A 21,359-nucleotide genomic window follows, 5' to 3' on the forward strand; every position below is an offset into this window, starting at 1 on the left:
TGGCCCACAGCCCCGTCCCGCTCCGCCGCGCCCGGCCCCGCTCCCCAGGAAGGAAGCACCGTCATGCGACGCACCGCAGCGACCGCCCTCCGTACCACCGCCGCCGCCTCCGGCGTGCTCGCCCTCGCGCTCACCGCCACCGCCTGCGGCGGCGACCCCGCGCCCGCGGGCGGCGGCGGCGAGCTCAGCGGCAAGACCGTCACCGTCGCCGGGGTCTGGACCGGCGGCGAGCAGAAGAACTTCAAGAAGGTCCTCGACGCCTTCAGCGCCAAGACCGGCGCCAAGACCGTCTTCGTGCCCTCCGGTGACAACGTCTCCACCTTCGTCGGAAGCAAGATCGAGGGCGGCAACGCCCCCGACGTCGTCCTCGTCCCGCAGGTCGGCGTCCTCCAGCAGTTCGCCAAGGCGGGCTGGCTCAGCCCGCTGTCCAAGACCGCCGCCGACACCGCCACCGCCGGCCTCGCCCCCGTCTGGAAGAACTACGGCACCGTCGACGGCACTTACTACGGGCTGTACTTCAAGGCCGCCCACAAGTCCACCGTCTGGTACGCCCCCGACGCCCTGAGCCAGGCCGGTGTCGACGAGCCCGGGACCTGGGCCGAACTCCTCGCCGCGGGCCGCGCCCTCGCCGACTCCGGACGCCCCGCCTTCGCCGTCGCGGGCGAGGACGGCTGGACCCTCACCGACTGGTTCGAGAACGTCTACCTCTCCCAGGCGGGCCCCGAGAAGTACGACCAGCTCGCCCAGCACAAGCTCAAGTGGACCGACTCGAGCGTCGTCACCGCGCTCACCACCCTCGCGGAGGTCTTCAAGGACAAGCAGCTCGTCGCGGGCGGCGCCCAGGGCGCCCTCCAGACCGACTTCCCCGGCTCCGTCGAGAAGGTCTTCGGCCCCAAGCCCGAGGCCGGCATGGTCTACGAGGGCGACTTCGTCGGCGGCGTCGCCAAGGACGAGTTCGGCAGGAAGCCCGGCGTCGACGCCAAGTTCTTCCCGTTCCCCGCCGTCGGCACGGGCACCCCGCCCGTCGTCAGCGGCGGCGACGCCGCCGTGGTCCTCAAGGACGCCAGGAACAGCGCGGGCGGCATGAGGCTCCTGGAGTTCCTCGCCACCCCCGAGGCGGCCGAGGTGTGGGCCGGCGCCGGCGGCTTCCTCTCCCCGAACAAGAACGTCAAGCCCGAGGCGTACGGCGACGACACCGCCCGCGCCACCGCCAAGTCGCTCGTCGACGCCGGCGACTCGGTCCGCTTCGACATGTCCGACCAGGCCCCCGCCGCCTTCGGCGGCACCAAGGGCGCCGGCGAGTGGAAGATTCTCCAGGACTTCCTGCGCGACCCGTCGAACCCGAAGGCCACCGCGGCTGCCCTGGAGGACGCGGCGGCCAAGGCGTACGGGAACTGACGCCGTGTCCGTCGCCCCTCGCGCCCCGAAGGCGCGCGCCTCGGTGGACCCGAGGCGCCGCGCCCTGCGCAGACGCCGCCTCCTCGGCGTGCTCTTCGCCCTCCCCGCCCTGCTCCTCCTCGGCGCCCTCGTCGTCTACCCCGTCGTCTTCTCCGTCGGCCGCAGCCTCTTCGACGCGAGCGGCGACCGCTTCGTCGGCGCGGGCAACTACGCGGAGATGTTCCGCGACCCCGCCACCGTCAAGGCCGTCCGCAACAGCGCCATCTGGGTCGTCGTCGCCCCCGCCCTGCTCACCGGGATCGGGCTCGTCCTCGCCGTGCTCACCGAGAAGGTCCGCTGGGCCACCGCCTTCAAACTGGTGCTGTTCCTGCCCATGGCCGTGTCCTTCCTCGCCGCCGGCATCATCTTCCGCCTCGCCTACGAACAGGACCCCGACCGAGGCGTCCTCAACGCGGCCGTCGTCGCCGTCCACGACGCGGTCGACCCGCCCGCCCCCTACCCCACCGCCCGCGCCCGCCCCGGCGGCGCCCTGAACGGCAGCCCCGGCTCCGGCTACACCACCGGCGCGCTGCGCCCCGGCGCCGAGGCCGTGCTGCCCTTCGTCGGCGTCGCCCCCGACGCCCTGCCCGGCGACGCGGCGCCCGCGAAGGCCCCCGCCCCCGCCGCCGACACCCTGACCGGCGCCGTCTACCTGGACTTCACCCCGGGCGCGGGCGGCCGGCAGGGCCGTATCGACCCGAAGGAGAAGGGCCTGCCCGGCGTCACCGTCGAGGCGCTGCGCGACGGCGCCGTCGTCGGCACCACCGAGACCGGCGCCGACGGCTCCTTCCGCTTCGCCGGACTCGGCGAGGGCGGCTACACCCTGCGAGTCCCCGCCTCGAACTTCGCCGCGGGCTACGCGGGTGTCGACTGGCTCGGCCCCGCCCTGATCACCCCCGCCGTCATCGGCGCCTACCTGTGGGTCTGGACCGGCTTCTCCATGGTCCTCATCGGGGCCGGACTCGCCGCCATCCCGCGCGACGCCCTGGAAGCCGCCCGGGTGGACGGCGCCGGCGAGGGACAGATCTTCCGCAAGATCACCGTCCCGCTGCTCGCGCCCGTCCTCACCGTCGTCTTCGTCACCCTCGTCATCAACGTCATGAAGGTCTTCGACCTCGTCTGGATCATCGCCCCGGGCCCCGTGCAGGAGGAGGCGAACGTGCTGGCCACCCGCATGTGGCTGGTCTCCTTCGGCGGCGGCAACGACCAGGGACTCGGCAGCGCCCTCAGCGTGCTGCTGCTCGCCCTCGTCGTCCCCGCGATGATCTTCAACATCCGGCGCTTCCGGAAGGGCGGAGCATGAACAGCCACACCCGCCGGACCCGATGGCTGGGCAACTCGGCCGTCCAGCTCCTCCTCGCCCTCGTCGCCCTGGTCTGGATCACCCCGCTCGCCGGTCTCTTCCTCTCCTCGCTCCGCTCCGAACAGGACAACGCCTCGCGCGGCTGGTGGACCTCGCTGCTCGACCCGGCCCAGCTCTCGATCGACAACTACCGGGCGCTCTTCGAGGACTCCGGGCTCGTCCAGGCGTTCTGGAACACGGTCCTGATCTCCGTGCCGGCCACGGCCCTCGTCGTCGGCATCGCCGCGCTCGCCGGCTACGCCTTCGCCTGGCTCAGCTTCCCCGGGCGCGACGCCGTCTTCCTCGTCGTGGTCGGGCTGCTCGTCGTCCCGGTGCAGATCGGCCTGCTCCCGGTGGCCAAACTCTTCGGCGCCGTCGGCCTGTTCGGCACCACCGCGGGCGTCATCCTCTTCCACGTGGCCTACGGACTGCCGTTCGCCGTCTTCCTGCTCCGCAACTACTTCGCCGAGATCCCCAAGGAGCTCCTGGAGGCGGCGCGCCTCGACGGCGGCAGCGAATGGCGGATCTTCCTGCGGCTGGTCCTGCCGCTCGGCCGGCCCGCCATCGCCAGCCTCGCGATCTTCCAGTTCCTCTGGGTGTGGAACGACATGCTGGTGGCGCTGCTCTTCGCCGACGGCGAGTCCCAGCCGCTCACCGTGGCGCTCCAGTCGCAGATGCGCCAGTTCGGCAGCAACATCGGAGTCCTCGCACCCGGCGCCTTCCTCTCCCTCATCGTCCCGCTCGTGGTCTTCTTCGCCTTCCAGAAGCACTTCGTCCAGGGCGTCATGGCCGGATCGGTGAAGTAGCGCCGCCCGACTCCCGCCGCCCGCGCTTTATGGACAGGTGTCCATGTATTCTGGACGCCTGTCCATAAAGCCGAGTGAGGGGCGAGACCATGGGAACGACCGCGACCGTGCTGGTGGGGCTGGTGGCCGCGCTGCACGGCTACTTCCTGGTCCTGGAGATGTTCCTGTGGCAGCGCGGCCCCGGCCGCGCGCTCTCCGGCTTCGACGCGGAGATGGCCAGGGCCACCGCGCCGCTCGCCGCGAACCAGGGCCTCTACAACGGCTTCCTCGCCGCCGGGCTGGTGTGGGGCCTGGCCGCCGACGAGCCCGTCGGCTTCCCCGTCCGGGTCTTCTTCCTGGTGTGCGTCGTCATCGCGGGCCTGTACGGCGGGTTCACCGCCAACCGCCGCATCCTCCTCGCGCAGGCGGCCCCCGGCGCGCTGGCCCTCGCCGCCGTCCTGGTGGCCCGGTGACCGCCGAGCGCCCGGACCCCCGCGCCGCCCGGACCCGGGTCAGGCTCGGCCGGGCCCTCCTGGAGGAGTGCGCCGAGCGCCCGCTGGCGGAGGCGAGCGTCGCCGCCGTCGTCCGCCGGGCCGGCGTCGGCCGCGCCACCTTCTACCTCCACTACGCGGACCTGGAGGCGCTGGCGGTCGACGCGTGCGCCGACATCGTCCGCGACGCCGTCGACGCCCTGCACGCCTGGCGCGGCACCCCCGACCCGGCGAGCCCGCCGCCCGCCCTCACGGACTTCTTCGAGCGGACCGCCCCGCACGCGCCGCTCTACCGCGAGCTCCTCCGCCCGGGCGGCGGCGGCCCGCTCGGCCTCGTGCTCCACCAGGAGCTCCGGGACCGCAGCCGCCGGGAGCGCACCCTGGCGGGGGCCCCCGAACCGGAGCTCGTCGCGTCGGCCGTCGCCGCCGCCTTCGCCGCCGTGCTCGCCGACTGGCTGCACGGCCTCATCGAGGCCACGCCCGAGCGGATCGCGGGCCGCGTCTGGCGCCTGCTCGTCCACCTGCACCGCACCCCGCTGCCCTGACGACAGCCCCTGGACGATTGCTTCCAGGGCGTTCAGCGGTCGTGGGCGGTCAGGGCTGACCAGCGCGATCCGGCACCACGACCAGACCGGCCAGCCGGTCATGCGCGGCCGGGGGAACCCGGCTCACCGCCCTGACGCACAGCCCGGCCGCCGTGCTGCTCACCGGCCTCGTCCCGGCCCCGCGCGACCGCGGCACGGAGGACGCCCGGGCGACGGATCAGTCCGTGGACGGGGCTTAGGACGACCGCGGGTCGAGCGGCCGGTAGCGGACGCCCATCCGGTCGAGCCGGGTCAGGTGCGTCCGCAGCCGCCCCAGGAACTCCCCGTGGCACCGGCCGGCGGGCGGCGACCAGGCCACCTCGGCGAGGGCGCACAGCCGGGGGAAGGCCGCGTACTCGACCCGCTCCGGCGTCGGCAGGTACTCCGTCCACAACTGGCCCTGGGTGCCGAGGACCTGGGAGTCCGTCAGCGGGGCGGGGACCGGCTCGAAGGCGTACACCTTCTCCAGGGTGGTGACGTGCCCCATGGAGAGCGGTTCCCCCGGGCCCTCGGCCTGGCCGTAGTCCAGATAGGTCCAGTCGTATGGCGTCATGATCACCTCGTGTCCGGCGGCCGCGGCGGCGAGCGCCCCCTCGGCACCCAGCCACGACATGACCGTCGCGCCCTCGGACAACGGCCTCGCCCGGCCGGCGACGAGCACGTCGTCCCAGCCGACCGTCCTGCGGCCCCGCGCGTGCAGCCAGGCGTCCAGCTCCCCGGTGAACCAGCCGTGCAGCCCGTCGACGGAGAGGCCCAGCTCACGGGCCCTGCGCCGGACGGAGGGGGAGGCACGCCAACGGGTGGTCGGCACCTCGTCGCCGCCGATGTGGACGAACGGGGAGGGGAAGACGTCGAGCACCTCCTCCAGCACGTCGTGGCAGAAGTCCAGGGACGCCGGGCCGGGGTCGAGGATCCGGTCGTGCACGCCCCAGCGGGGGGACACCTCCACAGGCTCGTCCGGTCCCGAGGACTCGCCGCCCAGCTCGGGGTAGGCCGCGATCGCCGCCTGCGTGTGCCCCGGCAGGTCGATCTCGGGGACGACGGTGACACCCCGCCGCTCCGCGTACGCCACGAGGTCGCCGAGCTCGCGCCGCGTGTAGGAACCACCGTGCGGAACGTCGTCGTACCGCTCCTCGGCGAGGGCCCCGGCCATGCTGCGGGACCGCCAGGCGCCCACCTCGGTCAGCCGGGGGTGACGCTCGATCTCCATCCGCCAGCCCTGGTCGTCGGTGAGGTGGAGATGCAGGACGTTCAGCTTGTGGGCGGCGAGCAGGTCCACGTAACGGAACAGGAAGGAGAGCGGCATCCACCAGCGCGCCACGTCCAGGTGTCCGCCCCGCCAGCGGAAGCGCGGCACGTCCCGCACGGACACGCAGGGCAGCTCCCAGCGCACGCCCCGGGCCGGGCGGTCGCCCCACGCCTCCGGCGGCAGCAGCTGGCGCAGGGTCTGGACACCGCGCAGGAGCCCGGTGGGCGCGGCCGCCGTCAGCTCTGCCCGCTCGGGGGAGACGTCCAGGCGGTAGCCCTCGGCGCCCAGGTCCGACGCGCGCTCGTCGACGCGAAGGGCGATCGCGTTGCCGCGCGCGACCCCGGCGGGGGCGAGCGGCAGCCCGGTCGCCGGGCGGAGCAGGTCGCGCAGCAGGGCCGCCGCCCGGTGGGCGCCGGGGCCCGCCGTCAGCGAGGTCGTGGGCGTGAGGAGGAAGCCGCCGGTGCGCCGCAGGACCGATGCCGGCCGGGGTATCAGCTCCATCTCAGGCGCCCGGAGGCCGCGGCGCGGGCAGCGGGGCGTCGACGTCGTAGAGGCGCGCGTCGACGTGGTCGAGGGCGTGCCGTACGGCTCCGAGGACCACCGCCTGGTCGCCGAGGCCGGAGATCGCGAGCGCGGGAGGCTCCAGGCACAGCGGGTCCAGGTGGCGGCGCAGGGGTTCCATCAGCACGTCCGCCGAGCGGGACACCCCGCCCCCGAGCACGACCAGGTCGGGGTCGACGGTGAGCACCAGCGCGGCGATGCCCTCCGCGAGGTCGTGGGCGAACTGCTCCACCGCCCGACAGGCCGCCGGATCACCGGACCTGGCCGCCGCGAAGACCAGACCGCCCGTCTTCTCGGGCGGGGTCCCCGGCGGAAGCCCCGGAAAGGATGCCAGGTGCGAAGGGGCCCGGTGCCAGCCGACCAGCGGAAGCGCGCCGATCTCCCCGGCCGCGCCCCGGCGGCCGCGGTGCAGCTCGCCCCGGATGAGCATGCCGCAGCCGGTGCGCGTGCCGGACAGGACGAAGACCACGTCGTCGACCTGCTGGGCCACCCCGGCCCAGCGCTCGGCGAGGGCGGCCAGGTTGCAGTCGTTCTCCACGAGGACCGGGGCGTCGAAGTCCCGGCCCACCTCGGCCGCGAGGTCGAGGCCGGTCCACTCGGGCAGGCTGACGGAGAGCTTCACCGTTCCCGTTGCGGTCACCACTCCCGTCGTGCCCACACACACCGCCATCACCGCGTCGGCGGACACCCCGGCGGCGGCGAGCGCCCCGGCGGCGGCGGACCGCATGGCGGCCAGCCGCTCCGCGCGCCCGGACGACGCGTCGGCGCGGACGGCGAACCGGCCCGCCGTCGCGCCGTCCAGGTCGCACACCGTGGCGCGGACGCTGGAGGAGCCCACGTCGATGCCGAGGACGTGCCCGGCCTCGGCGCGGAAGCGGAAGAGCCTGCGTGGCCGGCCCATCTGCCCGCTCTCCCGGGGCATCTCGCCCAGCCACCCCAGGCCGAGCAGATCCTCGACGAGCCCCTCGACGGTGGGGCGTGAGAGCCCCGCCCGAGCGGCGAGTCCGGTGAGCCCGATGGGTGACTCTCCCCGCAGCGCGCGCAGGGTGGCGACCAGGTTGATCCTTCTCAAGCGCGAGCCGTCGCTTCCCCGGATCTTCAACTACGCACTCCTCCGCAGGTGTTGACAGGATCCCTCTCCACAAATAAAAACATCCTTCATTAATAAGTCGCAAGCCACGGAGGACGTCGATGCGGGGTTCCGAAGTACGACTTGCCGTCATCGGGGCGGGATTACGCGGTACGGGGTACGCCCGCCGCGCCCGGACCACGGGACGGGCGCGGGTGGTGGCCGTGGCCGAACCCGACGAGGAACGCCGCACGCGGTTCGCCGCCGAGCACGGCATCCCCGGCGAGAACGTCTTCGCCGACTGGCGCGAGCTGCTCGACCGGGACCGGCTCGCCGACGCCGCGATCATCTCGACCCAGGACCGCATGCACGTCGGACCCGCGGTCCTCGCGGCCGAACGCGGCTACCACCTCCTCCTGGAGAAGCCGATGGCGCCGACCGAGGCGGAGGCCGTCCTGATCACCGAGGCCGCCGAGCGCCACGGCGTCCTGCTCGCCGTCTGCCACGTCATGCGGTACACGCGCTACACCGAGGCCCTCAAGGAGCTCCTGGCCGAGGGGACCATCGGCGAGATCATGAACATCCAGCACCTGGAGCAGGTCGGCTGGTGGCACCAGGCGCACTCCTTCGTGCGGGGGAACTGGAGCAACGAGGCCGAGTCGGCGTCGATGCTCCTGGCCAAGGCCTGCCACGACCTGGACTGGATGGTCCACGTCAAGGGGGCCCTGCCGGAGCGGATCTCCTCCTTCGGGAACCTCGTGCACTTCCGCCCGGAGAACCGGCCCGAGGGCGCCACCGCCAACTGCCTGGACTGCCCGGTGGAGGCCGGCTGCCCGTACTCCGCCAAGCGGAGCTACCTCGACTGCCTCGGCGATCCGGTCAAGGAGTGGTGGCCGCTGTCCGCCGTCACCGACGACCACACCGAGCGGGGCGTCCTGACGGCCCTGCGGGACGGACCGTACGGCCGCTGCGTGTACGGCGCCGGGAACGACGTCGTCGACAGCCAGGTCGTGGACATGGAGTTCGCCGACGGCACGACCGCCAGCTTCACCATGACGGCCTTCGCCGCCCTGGAACACCGCAAGACCCGGATCTTCGGCACCCACGGCTCTGTCGAGGGTGACGGCGTACGGCTCCACGTCCATGACTTCGTCACCGACAGCCACACCACGATCGTCACCGACACGGGCGCCGACGCCTCCGCGGCGGAGGGCCACGGCGGCGGCGACGAGGCACTGCTCGACGCCTTCGTCGAGGCCGTGCGCAGCGGGGATCCCGGCCAGATCCGGTCCACCGGGCGCGAGAGCCTGGCCACCCACCGCGTGGTCTGGGCCGCCGAGACCGCCCGCCGCACCCACACCGTCACCACCCTTTCCCCCCAGGCCCCATCCCTCCCGGAGGAGACGCGATGAAGCAGCGCAGCACTCGGGTGACCGCGCTCGCCCTGCTCGGCGCACTGGCCCTCGCCACCACGGCCTGCGGCAAGCGGAACGGCGGCGACTCCGCCGCGGGGGAGACGGCGAAGTCCTTCTCCTACACCTCTACCTGGGGCAGGGACGAGCCGCAGGCGAAGATCTTCCAGGCGGCCCTCGCCGACTTCACCGCACAGACCGGCATAGCCGTCGACGTGAAGTGGATGGGACGCAACGGCACGGACAGCCTCGCCACCGAGATGGCGGCCGGCCGGGGACCCGACCTGTTCGACACCGCCACCGACAACATGGGCAAGTTCCGTGCCCAGAACCTGCTGGCCCCCGTCGACGACGTTCTGAAGGCGAAGATCCCGGGGGAGGGCGGCACCGTCGGCGACGCCCTGTCGGCCGCCGCCGAGCAGGCCTCCTCCGACGAGAAGGGCCTCGCCCTCATCCCGCACACCGTCATCTCCACCGGCGTGTGGTTCGACGCGAGCCGGCATCCCGAGCTGGCCACCCGGCCCCCGCGCACCTGGGCCGAGTTCGTCGCGTACCTGGACAAGGCCAGGAAGGCGGGCCGCACCCCGCTGGGCCAGGACGGCACCGTCCCCTTCTACAACGCGTACTGGTTCTACTCGGCGCTGGTCCGCGCCCACGGCGCGGGCAGCCTGTACGCGCTCGGCACCGACCCCGCGGCCTGGGACCGCCCGGAAGTCCTCGCCGCCGCACGGCAGGTGGAGAAGCTCGCCGGGGGCGGCTACTTCCAGAAGGCGTTCACGGCCACCAAGTTCCCCGCCGCGCAGGACCGGTTCGCCGGCGGCGGGTACGACCTGAACATCAACGGCACCTGGCTGACCAGCGAGATCAAGCCCAAGCTGCCCGCCGGCGCACGGATCGAGTCCTTCCAGTACCCGGCCGACGGGAAGGACTCCGTCGAGGCGGGGACCCTCGGCTGGGGCGTCAACGCCAAGGGCAGGCACCCGGAGGCCGCGAAGCGGTTCCTCGCGTTCTTCCAGCAGAAGAAGTACACCTCGCGCATCGGCACCGAGGCGCTCAACATCCCCGCCCGTTCCGACGTGCCCGCGCCCGCGAACCTGATCGGCCTGCAGAAGGCCATCACCGGGGCCACGGCGGTCCACAAGCCGTACGACGGCGCCCCCGGGCTGAACGCCTGGTGGACCGACGTCTTCCTGCCCCTCGACGACCGGCTGATCGGCGGAAAGATCTCCGCCGAGGAGTTCGTGGCACAGGGCCGGCAGAAGAGCGCCGCCTTCATCGCCTCCAATGGCTGACCCACCTTCCCGCCCCGACGTCCCCGAAGCAGGTGACCATGAGCGCGACAGCGGTCCGGATCTCGCGCGAACCCCGTCCCGACGCCCCGGCGCGGGAGCGCGAGCGGCGCAGGCGGCGCGGCAGACGGCCGGCGCGGGAACGGGCCTTCTGGCCGTTCCTGCTCCCGGCGCTCGTCCTCTACTCCGCGCTGTTCGTCGGGCCCGCGCTCTACGGTGCCTGGGTCAGCCTGCACCGCTGGGCGGGCCCCGGCTCCGAGATGTCCTGGCGGGGGCTGCGGAACTACACCTCCCTGCTCCGGAACGAGGCGTTCCTCTCCTCGTTCCGGAACACCCTGGTCCTCGCCGTGGGCGGCGGCGCCGCCGTCTTCGCGGTCACGTTCCTGGCGATGACCGTGCTGCGGCAGGCGAAGGGCCGGGCGTTCATCCGTTCCGTGGTGTTCCTGCCCATGATCATCTCGGCGATCGCCGTCGGCGCGGCCGTCGGCTTCCTGCTCAACCCCGACGGGGCGGTCAACGACCTCCTCGGGGCGGTGGGCGTCGAGGGGCCGCCCTGGCTCGGCCCCGACCTGGTGTTCCGCTGTGTCATCGCCGGTCTCGTCTGGTCGTCGACCGGCTTCTACATCGCCCTGATGATGTCGGCCGTGGACGCGATCCCCCCGCACCTCTACGAGGACGCCCACCTGGGCGGGGCCACCACCTGGCAGCAGTTCCGGCACATCACGCTGCCGCTGACCTGGGACGTCTTCTCGGTGGCCGCCGTGCTGTGGGTCGTCAACAGCCTCAAGGTGTTCGAGATCGTCCTCGCGTTCACGACGGGCGGCACGCCCGGCAGTCCTCCGCTGGAGGCCCGCACGGTCGCCGTCCAGCAGTACGTCACCGTCTCCGGCGGCAACACGGTGCCCGACCTGGGCCAGGGCGCGGCCATGGGCGTGTTCGTCGTCCTGGTCACCGCGGTCCTGATCGTGCTGATCCGCCGCGTCACACGCCGCGACCGAGTGGAGCTCTCGTGAAGTCCGTCCGTGGCATCCGTCCGGCGGTCCGGTTCGCCGGCGACGTCCTCGTCACCAGGCTGACGTCGACCGTGCTCTGGCTGTGGGTCGTCTTCAACCTGGCGCTGGTGGCCTGGGTCGGTCTCCAGTCGCTCAAGTCGCCGGGCGACGTGTGGCTCCACCCCTTCTCCCTGCCGTCCGCGCCGGAGTGGCAGAACTGGTCGAGGGCGTGGCAGGCCGCGCAGTTCTCCAGGGCCGCCCTGAACAGCGTCCTGCTGACGGCGGTCGGCTCGTTCCTGATCGTCGGCATCGCGGCCCCGGCGGCCTACGTCCTCGCCCGTTCGGCACGGCGCGCGGCGGGCGCTCTCACCGGCTACTTCGCGATGGGCATGAGCATTCCGCTGCAGACCCTGATCATCCCCGTCGTGGTCGTCAAGCTGTCGCTCAGCACCTTCATGGTGGACTGGGTGACCGGCTGGTGGGACGACCGGATCACCCTGCTGATCTTCGAGGTCGCCCTCTCGCTGCCCTTCGCCGTGTTCGTGCTCAGCGGCTACCTCCGCTCGCTCCCGCAGGAGGTCGAGGAGGCGGCGGAGCTCGACGGGGCGGGACCGCTGCGGACCTTCGTCCAGGTGATCGTCCCGCTGGCCCGCCCCGGCATCGTCACCGTGCTCGTCCTCAACGTGATCGGACTGTGGAACTCCACCCTGCTCGTCATGGTGATCGCCCCCGGCGAGGACGAGCGCACGCTTCCGGTCGCCCTGCTCCACCTCTACGGGACGATGCAGTACTCGTCCGACTGGGGCGGCATGTTCGCCGGGATCGCCATCCTCGTCTTCCCGATGATCGTCCTCTACCTGTGGTGCGGACGGCGCATCGTCGAGGGCATGACCGCGGGGATCGGCAAGTAGGGGGCGATGCCGAGCAGTGAAAGTCCCTTTGTGATGCAGGCACTTCTCCAGGAGGCTTCATGCACAGCAGGCGCACCCTTCTCTCGGCGGTGCTCGGCGCGGCCGCGGCCGTCGCCGTACCGCCCGCCGCCGCCCGGGCGGCGGCGGGCACCACGTACCACGTGGACTCCACGGGCGGTGACGACTCCGCGGACGGCACCTCCACCGGCACCCCCTGGCGGACCCTGGCCCGGGTGAACCAGCAGGTCTTCCAGCCGGGCGACACCGTCCGCTTCCTCGCCGGACGCACCTGGACCGGCCAGTTCGCCCCCAAGGGGTCGGGCTCCGCGGGCGCCCCGGTCACCGCCACCTCCTACGGCACCGGCGCCAAACCGGTCATCGCCGGGGCCAACACCGTGCCGTCGGCCGTCCTCCTGGAGAACCTGAGGCACTGGACGCTCGACGGCCTGGAGATCACCAACGGGACGGGCTCCACCACCTGGCGGGTGGGCGTCGAGGTCCGGGCCAAGGACATCGGCGCCGTCCCCGGCATCACGCTGCGCAACCTGTACGTCCACGGCATCGACGGCGTCGCCCAGGTCGGCAAGGGCAACATCGGTTCGGCCGGCATCCTCGTCGACGTCCGGGGCAACACCGTCCCGACGTACTACACCGGCATGCTGATCGAGAACAACGAGATCGCCGACACCCGCGCCTACGGCATCACCACCTGGTCCACCTGGATGCGGCGCGAGGGCTGGACCTCGCTGTGGGGGGAACTGAACATCCCCTCCACCGAGTACGGCCCGTTCACCCCCAGCACCGGCCTGGTGATCCGCGGCAACCACGTCCACGACGTCGGCTCCGGCGGCATCAACCCCAACCAGGTCGCCGACACCCTCATCGAGTACAACACCGTGGCCCGGCCCACCTCCACCACCACCAACGTCGGCATCTGGTGGTCCGGCGCGGACCGCACCACCGTGCAGTACAACGAGGTGTACGGCGCCCGCTTCGGCGGCCGGGGACTCGACTGCACCGCCTTCGACGCGGACGCCTCCACCCACGACAGCCTGGTCCAGTACAACTACAGCCACGACAACGGCGGCGGCTTCTTCATCTCCGTGTCCCTGGGCTCCGCCCCCGCCAGCGCCGTCGTCCGCTACAACATCAGCCAGAACGACGGCAACGAGATCTTCACCTTCTCCACCAACACCGACGGCGTCGACATCTACAACAACACCGTCTACGTCTCGTCCTCGCCGAGCCGGCCCCTGTACAAGATCGCGCAGGTCTACCACAACCCGAAGAACGTCACCTTCCGGAACAACCTCTTCGTCAACCAGGCCAACCTGCCGTACGACACCGCCGGCATCACCTACCGGAACAACCTCTACCGCGGCGGACCCGTCCCGCCGGACACCGCCGCGATCACCGGCGACCCCAAGCTCACCGCGCCCGGCACCGCCACCTCCCGCACCGACCTGACCGGCTACCGGCCGCTCGCCGGATCCGCCGCCATCGACGCGGGCCTGGCCGTCGCGGGCAACGGCGGCCGGGACATCCTCGGCGCCCCGCTCCCCGCCACCGTCGCCGTCGGAGCCGTCCAGGGCGCGCCGGGCAGCTACGGGGCGCCCCTCGCCTCGACCACCCTGGGCACCGGCCAGGGGACCGTCGCCGCCCTGGTCGACGGGAACGAGGCGACGAGCTGGGCGAGTCCGGTCGGCGTGACCCTCCCGGGCAGCATCACGCTCGACCTCCGTTCCGTCCGCCGGATCGGCGCGGTGACCCTGGCCACCCACTTCGGGCAGGGGCAGGGCTTCACCCGGGTCGACGTCCAGACCTGGGACGGCTCGACATGGAGCACCCGGCTCACCGACGCCGCCGTCACGTGGAACAGCAACACCTCCACCGTGGAGCGGCGCACCCTCACGCTGCCCGCGCCGGTGGACACCGCGCTGCTGAGGATCGTCGTCAAGGCGGCCAACCGCCAGTGGGGCAACATCGCCCTGAACGAACTGACCGTCACCTGACGGCCGCCCGCCGCCGCCAGCGGCCGCACCCCGCAGCGCATCCTCGCGCCGGCCGGCGCGAGCCGGCACAACGACCAGACCGGCCAGCCCGTCACGCGTGCCCTGACCGCCTACGACCACCGAACCCCTTGGAGGCACTCATCTAGGATGCCGCCGTCGCCCAGCCCGCCTCCGGCACGGAGAGCCGCCGGAGCAGCACCGCGCCCGCCGCCAGCAGCACCAGCGCCACCCCGAGGACCAGGGCGGGCCCGGTCTTCAGGAGCGCGGCCCCGATCAGGGCGCCGAGGAACATCGCGAGCACGGACACGATCCGCCGCCCCGGACGCGGCGCGGCGCCGCCCGCCGCGCCGGAGTCGGCGGCGAGCCCGGTCAGCGTCCGGGTGAGCACGGTCGTCGTCAGGTCCGGCACCCCGAGCCGCCGCACGGCCGCGTTCTGCACCCCCATCGCGAGGCCGAGGAGCACGATCAGGGTGTACCGGACGGCGGCGCCCGGCTCGGCGCCGCCCGCGAGGGCCGCGCCGAACGCTCCGGCCAACAGCACCACCTGGACGCCCATCGCCGAGGCGAGCAGCCGTCCCCGGTGCGCGGCGAACCGGACGCCGAAGCGGCCCCCCGCCAGCGCGCCGACGAGGAAGGACGCCAGCGACACCGTCGACGCGAGCGCGGACAGCCCCTCGGCACCCGCGAGCGCGAAGCCGAGGAACACCACGTTGCCCGTCATGTTGGCGACGAAGACATGACCGAGGCCCAGAAAGCTGACCGCGTCCACCAGGCCCGTCACGACCGTGAGGGCCAGTATCAGCGGCGGCAGCGGCCCGTGTGGGTCGCCCTTCGGCGGCACCAGCGTGCGGGCGACGTCAGCCAGCAGTGCGCGCATCGGTGGACGCTCCTTCCGAGGCGGAGGGGGTGCGGTGCAGCAGCGTACGTGTCGTCGGCCCGGCAGCCGGCTCCACCACGACGGCGGCTAAGGAGATCCACCCGGTCCGGGGGGCTCCGAGGGGCCGGTCGTGTGAGCACGGCATCGGCCGACCCCGACACCCCCGACGCGGCGAATCCTCCTTCAGGTGGAGAAGACGCCCTCCTTCGGGGGGATTCGGGCAAGTCGCCTGTGCGTCAGGGTTCTTGGGACCGGATGTCCACCTCCCACAAGGATCTCCCTCATCATGCGAAACCGACGCACCGCGTCCGCCGTGGCCCTCGGCGCCATCGCGACGCTCCTGCCCGCGCTCACCCCGGCCGTCGCCTCGGCGGCGGCCGGGCCGGCGCCCGCCACCCCCTTAGCGGCGGCCGCGGCCGCGACCGCCGCCGCCCCGCTCACCCGCTACGAGCGCCAGAAGCCGCGCTGGACCCGCTGCGAGGCCGAGGGGCCGGCCACGTACGAGTGCGCCACGATCAAGGTGCCCCTCGACTACGCCCGCCCCGGCGGCCGCACCCTCGACCTCGCCGTCTCCCGGGTCAAGGCGACCAGCGCCAAGGAGCGGCGCGGGGTGCTGCTCCTCAACCCGGGCGGACCCGGAGGACCGGGCCTCGACATGCCCGTCTGGATGGGCCCGATGCTCGCGGACGACGTGAGGAAGCGGTACGACCTGATCGGCTTCGACCCGCGCGGCGTCGGCCGCAGCACCCCGCTGACCTGCGGCCTCAACCAGCAGGAGAGCAACTGGCAGCGCCCGTACAAGGCGGCGGAGTTCGCGAAGGACGTCCAGTGGGCGCGTACCGTCGCGGAGAAGTGCCGGGCGCGCAACGGCTCGGCCCTGGCGCACATGGACACCCGCAACACGGCCCGCGACATGGACGTCATCCGCGCCGTGCTCGGCGAGCGGAAGATCTCGTACCTCGGCTACTCCTACGGCACCTACCTGGGCGCCGTCTACACCCAGCTCTTCCCGAAGCGCGCCGACCGCTTCGTCCTCGACAGCGCCGTGGACCCGCAGCGGATCTGGCGCGGCATGATCCAGATATGGGCCGAGGGCGCGGAGCCCGCGTTCACCCGCTGGACCGCCTGGGCCGCCGAGCGGAACGCCGCCTACGGGCTCGGCGCCACCCCCGCCCAGGTCGGCGCCACCTTCTGGGGCCTGGTCGCCCAGGCGGACCGGAAGCCGATCGAGCTCGACGGCATCCCGATGACGGGTGACGACATCCGGCTCGCCGCCCGGGGCCTCGTCTTCGACGTGGAGTACGCCTCCCAGGAGACCGCCCGGCTCAAGGCGGCCGCCGAGGGCCGCACCCCGGCCCCGGCCCGCCGCGCGGCCCCGTCGGCCCCGGCCACGCCGCCCGAGGTGCCCGCCGACAACATGGACGCGGTCTTCTGGTCCGTGGTCTGCTCCGACACCCGCGCCTGGCCGAAGGACCCGGAGCGGTACCGCCGCGACGCGGTCCGCGACAAGGCCCGCTACCCGCTGTACGGGGACTTCGCGTCGAACATCAAGCCCTGCGCGTTCTGGAGCCCCGGCGCCGAGCCGGCCACCGTCGTCAACAACTCGGTCCGCGCCCTGGTCCTCCAGAACGAGTGGGACTCCCAGACCCCGCTGGCCAGCGGCCAGGGCCTGCGCCGGGCCCTCAAGGGCGCCACGATGCTCACCGTCCTCGGCGGCCAGGGCCACGGCGTGTACGGGTTCGGCTCCTGCGCCGACGCGACCGCGACCTCCTACCTGGTCACCGGTCGGCTGCCCGCGAAGGACCTGACCTGCCGCACCCCGGCCGGCCAGGCCCAGCGCTCCGACGGCCGGACGCTCCCGGGGATCCCGCAGCGCCTTCCGATCGGCGGCACCGACCGCTTCTGACGCGCCGGGGGAGCGCGTGAGGGGCCGGACGTCCGACCGGGCGTCCGGCCCCTCGTCGCGGGTCGCGCCGGCCCCGGGGTCAGTTCGCGGCCACGGGTCCCAGCATCCGCTCGCTGATCCACTCCAGCGGGCCGTCGCCGAGGGACTTGGCGTACTGCCGCCCGCTGTGCCGCCCGTTCTGGATCACGTGCAGCCACATCGAGATCGGGCCCTTGTCGTACTTCTTGACGAATGCCTTCGTGGCGGCCTGCCCGCTCTCCTTGGTGCCCAGCATGATCGAGATGTTCACCTTGGGCCCGCCCTTCTCGATCAGGCGGGTGGCCAGGTAGTTCGGGTCGTTCGCCCGCTTCTCCTTGTCGTGCCCCGCCCAGAAGGGGGAGGTGGGCGCGGTGTCCGGGCCGCCCGCGATCGCGGAGCCGAAGCGGTCCGGGTACTGGAGGACCATCTTCATCCCCACGTAGCCGCCCGAGGACGAGCCGAAGAAGCCCCAGCCGCGCGGGTCCTTGTAGGTGCGGAAGTTCTCCCGGGCCAGGTTCGGGACGTCGTCCGACATCCAGGTGCCCATCTTGGGCTGCCCGGGGATGTCCGAGCCGTCCCAGTACGCGTTGTCGGAGGCGTTGAGGACCGGCATCACGAGGATGAAGGGGAGGCCCCGGCCGTCGTCCGCCATCTGCTGGACGGACTCCTGGAGCCCCAGGTCGGCGCCGAACCAGTAGTTCGTCGGGTAGCCGTTGCTGCCCGGCAGCGCGATCAGCACGGGGAACGCGCTGTCGCGGTACTTCTCGTCCTCGTACTGCTTCGGCACCCATGCCCACACCCGGCCGGTGAAGCCCGACTTGGGCCCCTTGAGCTCGGTCCACACGACCTTGGTGCCGTTGTCCAGGGTGCGCTGCGTGGTCCAGTCCCGTGGATTCGTCGGGAACTGCACGTTGCTCGGACGGACCGTCGTCGGCGCCGAGCTCGGCCGCGCCGAGGTGGTGCCCGGCTTGTCGCCGAAGCGGACGTGCTCGTCGCCCTGGGAGCAGGACGTGACGAACAGGGCGGCGCCGACGGCGGCGCACGCGAGCAGGGGCGTCGACCGGCGTTTCACGGGTACTCCAGGTGGCGCGAGGGGCGGGGCGGAGGAGCCGCGCGGGCCCGGGGAGAGCCCGCGCGGCATTACCGGACATAGAGAGGGGAAGCGTGCGTAACCGGTTCCCTCCCGCACCGCTCGTCGATGTGATCCACCTCACATTCGACGGTTCCGCCCGCCCTGCCGGGCCCGGCCTCAGGCCACGCCGTCCTCCCACCACCACGACTGCGAGCCGTAGGCGTACTCGACCCGGGAGTCCACGTGCTGCCACGACACCGAGTAGGTCTCCAGGCCCGAGTATCCGCAGGTCTCGGCCTTCTGGTAGATGCTCTTCGTGGACAGCCCCGAGATGGCGACGTCCGCGGCGACGCCGTACAGGTGCATGGAGTTCGAGGCGCCGCCCACCGAGGAGTTGTGGGAGATGCTGCGGAAACCGGAGTTGATCGTGACGGCCCGGTCCCCGCACTTCTTGCGCAGCGCCTCCAGCTTGTACATGTTGCGGCGCACGTTCTCCTTCACGGTCGCCGCGCCCACCTTGCCGCCCGAGAAGCCGGAGCCGTCCTTGCTCTGGAACTCGGAGAACTCGAAGTGCGCCGTCGAACCGTCGGCGCTCTCCAGCGCGTTGAGCTGGCTGAAGGTCTGCGGCCCGGCCACCCCGTCGGCGGTGAGCCCGTACGCCGCCTGGAAGCGGCGCAGCGCCGCGCCGGTGCCGGGGCCGAACTGGCCGTCGACGCCGACGTACGTCTGCTGGGCCGAGCTCGCCGCCCAGCCCGCGATCCGGATCTGGAGCTCGGTGACGGCCGCGCCGCTCGCGCCCTGGGCGAGCTGGGAGGGCCAGCCGTACGCGGCTGCCGGGGTGGCGAGGACCAGACCGCCGCCGACGGCCAGACCGGTGGCCGCAGCCGCTCCGGCGCCGAAGCGCAACAGCGAGCGGCGGGAGAGGTCGGATGCCATGGTGGACTCCTTGTTTCTTGGGTTTCCCGGGTTTCCTAGTACCAGTTGTGGGACTGCCAGAAGGACCATGCCCCGCACGGGGTGCTGTACCGCGACTTGATGTAGTCGAGGCCCCATTCGATCTGGGTGGCCGGATTGGTCTGCCAGTCGGCGCCGGCCGCGGCCATCTTGTCGCCGGGGAGGGACTGCGGGATGCCGTAGGCGCCGGACGAGGGGTTCGTCGCGTACACCTTCCACGTGCTCTCGCGGATCCAGAGGTTGTCCAGGCAGCCGAACTGGCCGCTCACGGACCAGCCGTGCTCGGTGATCTTCCACTGTGCGGTGATCCTCACGGTGCGGGCGACCCGCATCGCGTTCATGGTCGCCGGGCCGGAGACGCCGTCGGCGGACAGGCCGTTCGCCTGCTGCCAGGAGGTCACCTTGGACTTGGTGCCGTCGCCGTAGGCGCCGTCGGCGGTGGCGCCCGCCTTGCGCTGGACCTCCTTCACCTTGTTGTGCAGGGCGAGTTCGGTACGGCTGCCGTAGTCGCCGTCCTCGGCGAGCCCGTTGTCCTGCTGGAACGAGCGGACGGCGGCGCTGGTCTGCGCGCCGTAGACGCCGTCGATCCCGCCGGCGGGCAGATAGCCGATGCCCGCGAGGTTGCGCTGGATCCAGGTGGTGGAGTCCAGGGCGTGCGCGGGCACGGAGGGCGCCAGCACGGCCAGCAGCGCGGCGGCGAGCACGAGCGCCACCTGGGCGAGCGGCAGGCGGCGCCGGAGGGCCGGCGTTCGGGTGGGTATCACGCGGTGTCCTTGTCTTCGGGGTTCGACGGGGGGCGGGGGGCGGCCCACGTCATGGTGCTGCCGGGCCGGGTGGTTCGGAGCGTCTCGCGCGCGATACGGGACGGGGCCGGGACGACGCCGGGACGGGAGGGGCGTCGGGGGCGCCCGGGACGGGACGGGGCGAGACGACTCGTGTCACGCGGCCGTTTGTGGCGCAGATCACTTCCGTGGGGCCTGGGGGTCCGTGAGTCCGCTGTGTCGCCGGTGTGCCGGTGTGACAAAGTCCTGCCGCAGGTAGCGGCAAGTTGTTCATGAACTCCCTTGCATGCAAAGGGGGTTCAACACGGGGAGAGGCTTCGAATGACTGCTGTCGAGAAGCAGGCCCGGGACGAGCGGCGTCGGCGGGACGCCGAGCTCAGGGCCGTCCGCGAGCGGGTCCTGGCCGGGATGCGCCGGATCAAGGAGGAGTTCGGCCTGAGCTACGGACGGCTCGCGGAGAAGACGCACTACAGCCGCTCGTCCTGGGAGCGCTTCCTCAACGGGAAGCAGTGGCCGAGCCGCGCGGCGATCCAGCAACTCGCGGACGTGGTCGGGGAGGACCCCAGACCCCTGATCGCCCTCTGGGAGCGCGCCGAGGAACTGGCCCGCAGGAGCAGACGCGAGGGCGTGGGGGTCGAGGGGCGGGGGGAGCCGGAGGGGCCGGAAGAGCAGGGAGGGCCGGAGGAGCCGGGGGAGCCGGAGGGGCAGAAGGGGACGGGGGAGCAGAAGGGGACGGGGGAGTCGGGAAGGCAAGGGGAAGGCGGAGAGCAGGAGGAACAGGGGGGCCGGGAGGGACTGGGGGAGCAGAAGGGCCAGGAGGAGCAGGGGGAGCGGAGGGAACAGGGGGAGCAGGGGAGGGCGGAAGGTCGCGGAGAGGCTCAGGGGCGGGACGGCGCTGACCGGGACGGAAACCCCGCCCGCGACGCCCCGCCCCTGCCCAGCGCCGCGCCGGCGGCGGCGCCGGCAGCGGCGACGGCCATGGCGATGACGTCGCCCCAGGAGCCCATCGGACCCGACCGCTCCGCGACCCGCCCCACCGGACGGGCCCGCCCGCTCGTCCACATGGCGATCGGCGCGGTCGTCGGCGCCCTGGTCGTGATCGCCGTCCTCGGGGTGAAGTCCAGCCCCGAGGGCTCGCGGTCGGACGCGGGCAAGCCGACCGCGAGCGGCGAGAAGGCGGGGGTGGCGGCGCAGGGCGCGGCCGAGCGGACCCCCGGCGCCGAGTCCGATCACCCCCTCCCGGGCTGCTCCGGCGAATCGTGCCTGGGCCGCGAGCCGCAGACCATGAACTGCCAGTGGGACGCGACGACCGTCCGCCTCCTCTATCTGCGCGGGCTGCGGATCCAGCTCCGGCACAGCGCCGCCTGCCAGGCGGTCTGGGGGAGGCTGGAGAACGGGGCGATCGGCGACGGTGTGATCATCACCGACAAGGGAAGCCGGACGGAGGAGTCCACCATCCGGGTGGACCGCGACACCTATACGCGGATGCTCTCGGTGGCCGAGTACCCCCTGTCGAGCATCTCCATCTGCGGGACCATCCCGAAGGTCAAGGAGCAGGAGTGCGACCCCTCCCAGGACGCCCCGCAGCCCTGACGCGGCCCTGACCCGGCCCCGGC

At 72.7% G+C, this 21,359-nt stretch carries 18 protein-coding genes and 1 pseudogene; 13 read left to right on the top strand and 6 right to left on the bottom strand.

Annotated elements, in window-relative coordinates; genetic code table 11:
• Positions 1-63 precede the first annotated feature (63 nt).
• From ACZ6J5_RS17835 to ACZ6J5_RS17855, 5 genes are all read left to right on the top strand, one after another.
• Positions 64-1,398 (top strand): ABC transporter substrate-binding protein, encoded by a 1,335-nt coding sequence (locus tag ACZ6J5_RS17835; RefSeq protein ID WP_469392469.1) that lies wholly within the window; start codon positions 64-66, stop codon positions 1,396-1,398.
• Positions 1,399-1,402: 4 nt separating this feature from the next.
• A complete protein-coding gene (locus ACZ6J5_RS17840) occupies positions 1,403-2,740 on the top strand; it encodes an ABC transporter permease (RefSeq protein WP_469392471.1) in 1,338 nt (445 codons plus the stop codon).
• Positions 2,737-3,585, top strand: coding sequence for a carbohydrate ABC transporter permease (locus ACZ6J5_RS17845; protein WP_469392473.1), 849 nt, complete (start codon positions 2,737-2,739; stop codon positions 3,583-3,585). The genes ACZ6J5_RS17840 and ACZ6J5_RS17845 overlap by 4 nt, the downstream gene beginning before the upstream one ends.
• 89 nt (positions 3,586-3,674) lie before the next feature.
• Positions 3,675-4,037 (top strand): DUF1304 domain-containing protein, encoded by a 363-nt coding sequence (locus ACZ6J5_RS17850; protein WP_469392475.1) that lies wholly within the window; start codon positions 3,675-3,677, stop codon positions 4,035-4,037.
• Complete coding sequence (locus tag ACZ6J5_RS17855; protein WP_469392477.1) at positions 4,034-4,600, top strand: TetR/AcrR family transcriptional regulator; 567 nt, start codon at positions 4,034-4,036, stop codon at positions 4,598-4,600. Before ACZ6J5_RS17850 ends, ACZ6J5_RS17855 begins: the two co-directional genes overlap by 4 nt.
• A 235-nt stretch (positions 4,601-4,835) precedes the next feature.
• On the opposite strand, the gene ACZ6J5_RS17860 is transcribed toward ACZ6J5_RS17855, so the two are convergent.
• The gene (locus tag ACZ6J5_RS17860; protein ID WP_469392479.1) at positions 4,836-6,389 is read right to left on the bottom strand and encodes a beta-N-acetylhexosaminidase; all 1,554 of its coding nucleotides are present in this window, start codon (positions 6,387-6,389) and stop codon (positions 4,836-4,838) included.
• Between the two features lies 1 nt (position 6,390).
• Entirely contained in the window at positions 6,391-7,521 is a 1,131-nt protein-coding gene (locus ACZ6J5_RS17865; RefSeq protein WP_469392481.1) for an ROK family protein, read from the bottom strand.
• 119 nt (positions 7,522-7,640) lie between these two features.
• Between ACZ6J5_RS17865 and ACZ6J5_RS17870 the strand changes: the two genes are divergently transcribed.
• The 6 genes and pseudogenes from ACZ6J5_RS17870 to ACZ6J5_RS17895 all read left to right on the top strand — a co-directional run.
• The gene (locus ACZ6J5_RS17870; RefSeq protein WP_469392483.1) at positions 7,641-8,930 is read left to right on the top strand and encodes a Gfo/Idh/MocA family protein; all 1,290 of its coding nucleotides are present in this window, start codon (positions 7,641-7,643) and stop codon (positions 8,928-8,930) included.
• Positions 8,927-10,222 (top strand): ABC transporter substrate-binding protein, encoded by a 1,296-nt coding sequence (locus tag ACZ6J5_RS17875; protein WP_469392485.1) that lies wholly within the window; start codon positions 8,927-8,929, stop codon positions 10,220-10,222. The genes ACZ6J5_RS17870 and ACZ6J5_RS17875 overlap by 4 nt, the downstream gene beginning before the upstream one ends.
• 38 nt (positions 10,223-10,260) lie before the next feature.
• Positions 10,261-11,232, top strand: coding sequence for a carbohydrate ABC transporter permease (locus ACZ6J5_RS17880; protein WP_469392487.1), 972 nt, complete (start codon positions 10,261-10,263; stop codon positions 11,230-11,232).
• Positions 11,229-12,122: a carbohydrate ABC transporter permease gene (locus ACZ6J5_RS17885; protein ID WP_469392489.1), complete on the top strand. Its 894-nt coding sequence runs from the start codon at positions 11,229-11,231 to the stop codon at positions 12,120-12,122. The genes ACZ6J5_RS17880 and ACZ6J5_RS17885 overlap by 4 nt, the downstream gene beginning before the upstream one ends.
• Before the next feature lie 59 nt (positions 12,123-12,181).
• Positions 12,182-14,134: a discoidin domain-containing protein gene (locus ACZ6J5_RS17890; protein WP_469392491.1), complete on the top strand. Its 1,953-nt coding sequence runs from the start codon at positions 12,182-12,184 to the stop codon at positions 14,132-14,134.
• 24 nt (positions 14,135-14,158) lie between these two features.
• Positions 14,159-14,254, top strand: a pseudogene (locus tag ACZ6J5_RS17895) (IS982 family transposase); the annotation flags it as partial.
• Between the two features lie 22 nt (positions 14,255-14,276).
• On the opposite strand, the gene ACZ6J5_RS17900 reads toward ACZ6J5_RS17895, so the two are convergent.
• Positions 14,277-15,011, bottom strand: coding sequence for a YoaK family protein (locus ACZ6J5_RS17900; protein ID WP_469392493.1), 735 nt, complete (start codon positions 15,009-15,011; stop codon positions 14,277-14,279).
• A 286-nt stretch (positions 15,012-15,297) separates the two neighbouring features.
• Between ACZ6J5_RS17900 and ACZ6J5_RS17905 the strand changes: the two genes are divergently transcribed.
• Positions 15,298-16,917 (top strand): alpha/beta hydrolase, encoded by a 1,620-nt coding sequence (locus tag ACZ6J5_RS17905; protein WP_469392494.1) that lies wholly within the window; start codon positions 15,298-15,300, stop codon positions 16,915-16,917.
• Between the two features lie 79 nt (positions 16,918-16,996).
• Here ACZ6J5_RS17905 and ACZ6J5_RS17910 read toward each other — a convergent pair whose 3' ends face one another.
• From ACZ6J5_RS17910 to ACZ6J5_RS17920, 3 genes are all read right to left on the bottom strand, one after another.
• Positions 16,997-18,007 (bottom strand): alpha/beta hydrolase, encoded by a 1,011-nt coding sequence (locus ACZ6J5_RS17910; protein WP_469392496.1) that lies wholly within the window; start codon positions 18,005-18,007, stop codon positions 16,997-16,999.
• Between the two features lie 177 nt (positions 18,008-18,184).
• A complete protein-coding gene (locus ACZ6J5_RS17915; protein ID WP_469392498.1) occupies positions 18,185-18,943 on the bottom strand; it encodes a D-Ala-D-Ala carboxypeptidase family metallohydrolase in 759 nt (252 codons plus the stop codon).
• A gap of 35 nt (positions 18,944-18,978) precedes the next feature.
• Complete coding sequence (locus ACZ6J5_RS17920) at positions 18,979-19,725, bottom strand: peptidoglycan-binding domain-containing protein (RefSeq protein ID WP_469392500.1); 747 nt, start codon at positions 19,723-19,725, stop codon at positions 18,979-18,981.
• A 339-nt stretch (positions 19,726-20,064) separates the two neighbouring features.
• On the opposite strand from ACZ6J5_RS17920, the gene ACZ6J5_RS17925 reads away from it, so the two are divergent.
• Positions 20,065-21,336 carry a helix-turn-helix domain-containing protein gene (locus tag ACZ6J5_RS17925; RefSeq protein WP_469392502.1) on the top strand — a complete coding sequence of 424 codons (1,272 nt, stop codon included), beginning with the start codon at positions 20,065-20,067 and terminating at the stop codon, positions 21,334-21,336.
• Positions 21,337-21,359: the final 23 nt, after the last annotated feature.

Source organism: Streptomyces sp. NPDC042100, assembly GCF_055582325.1.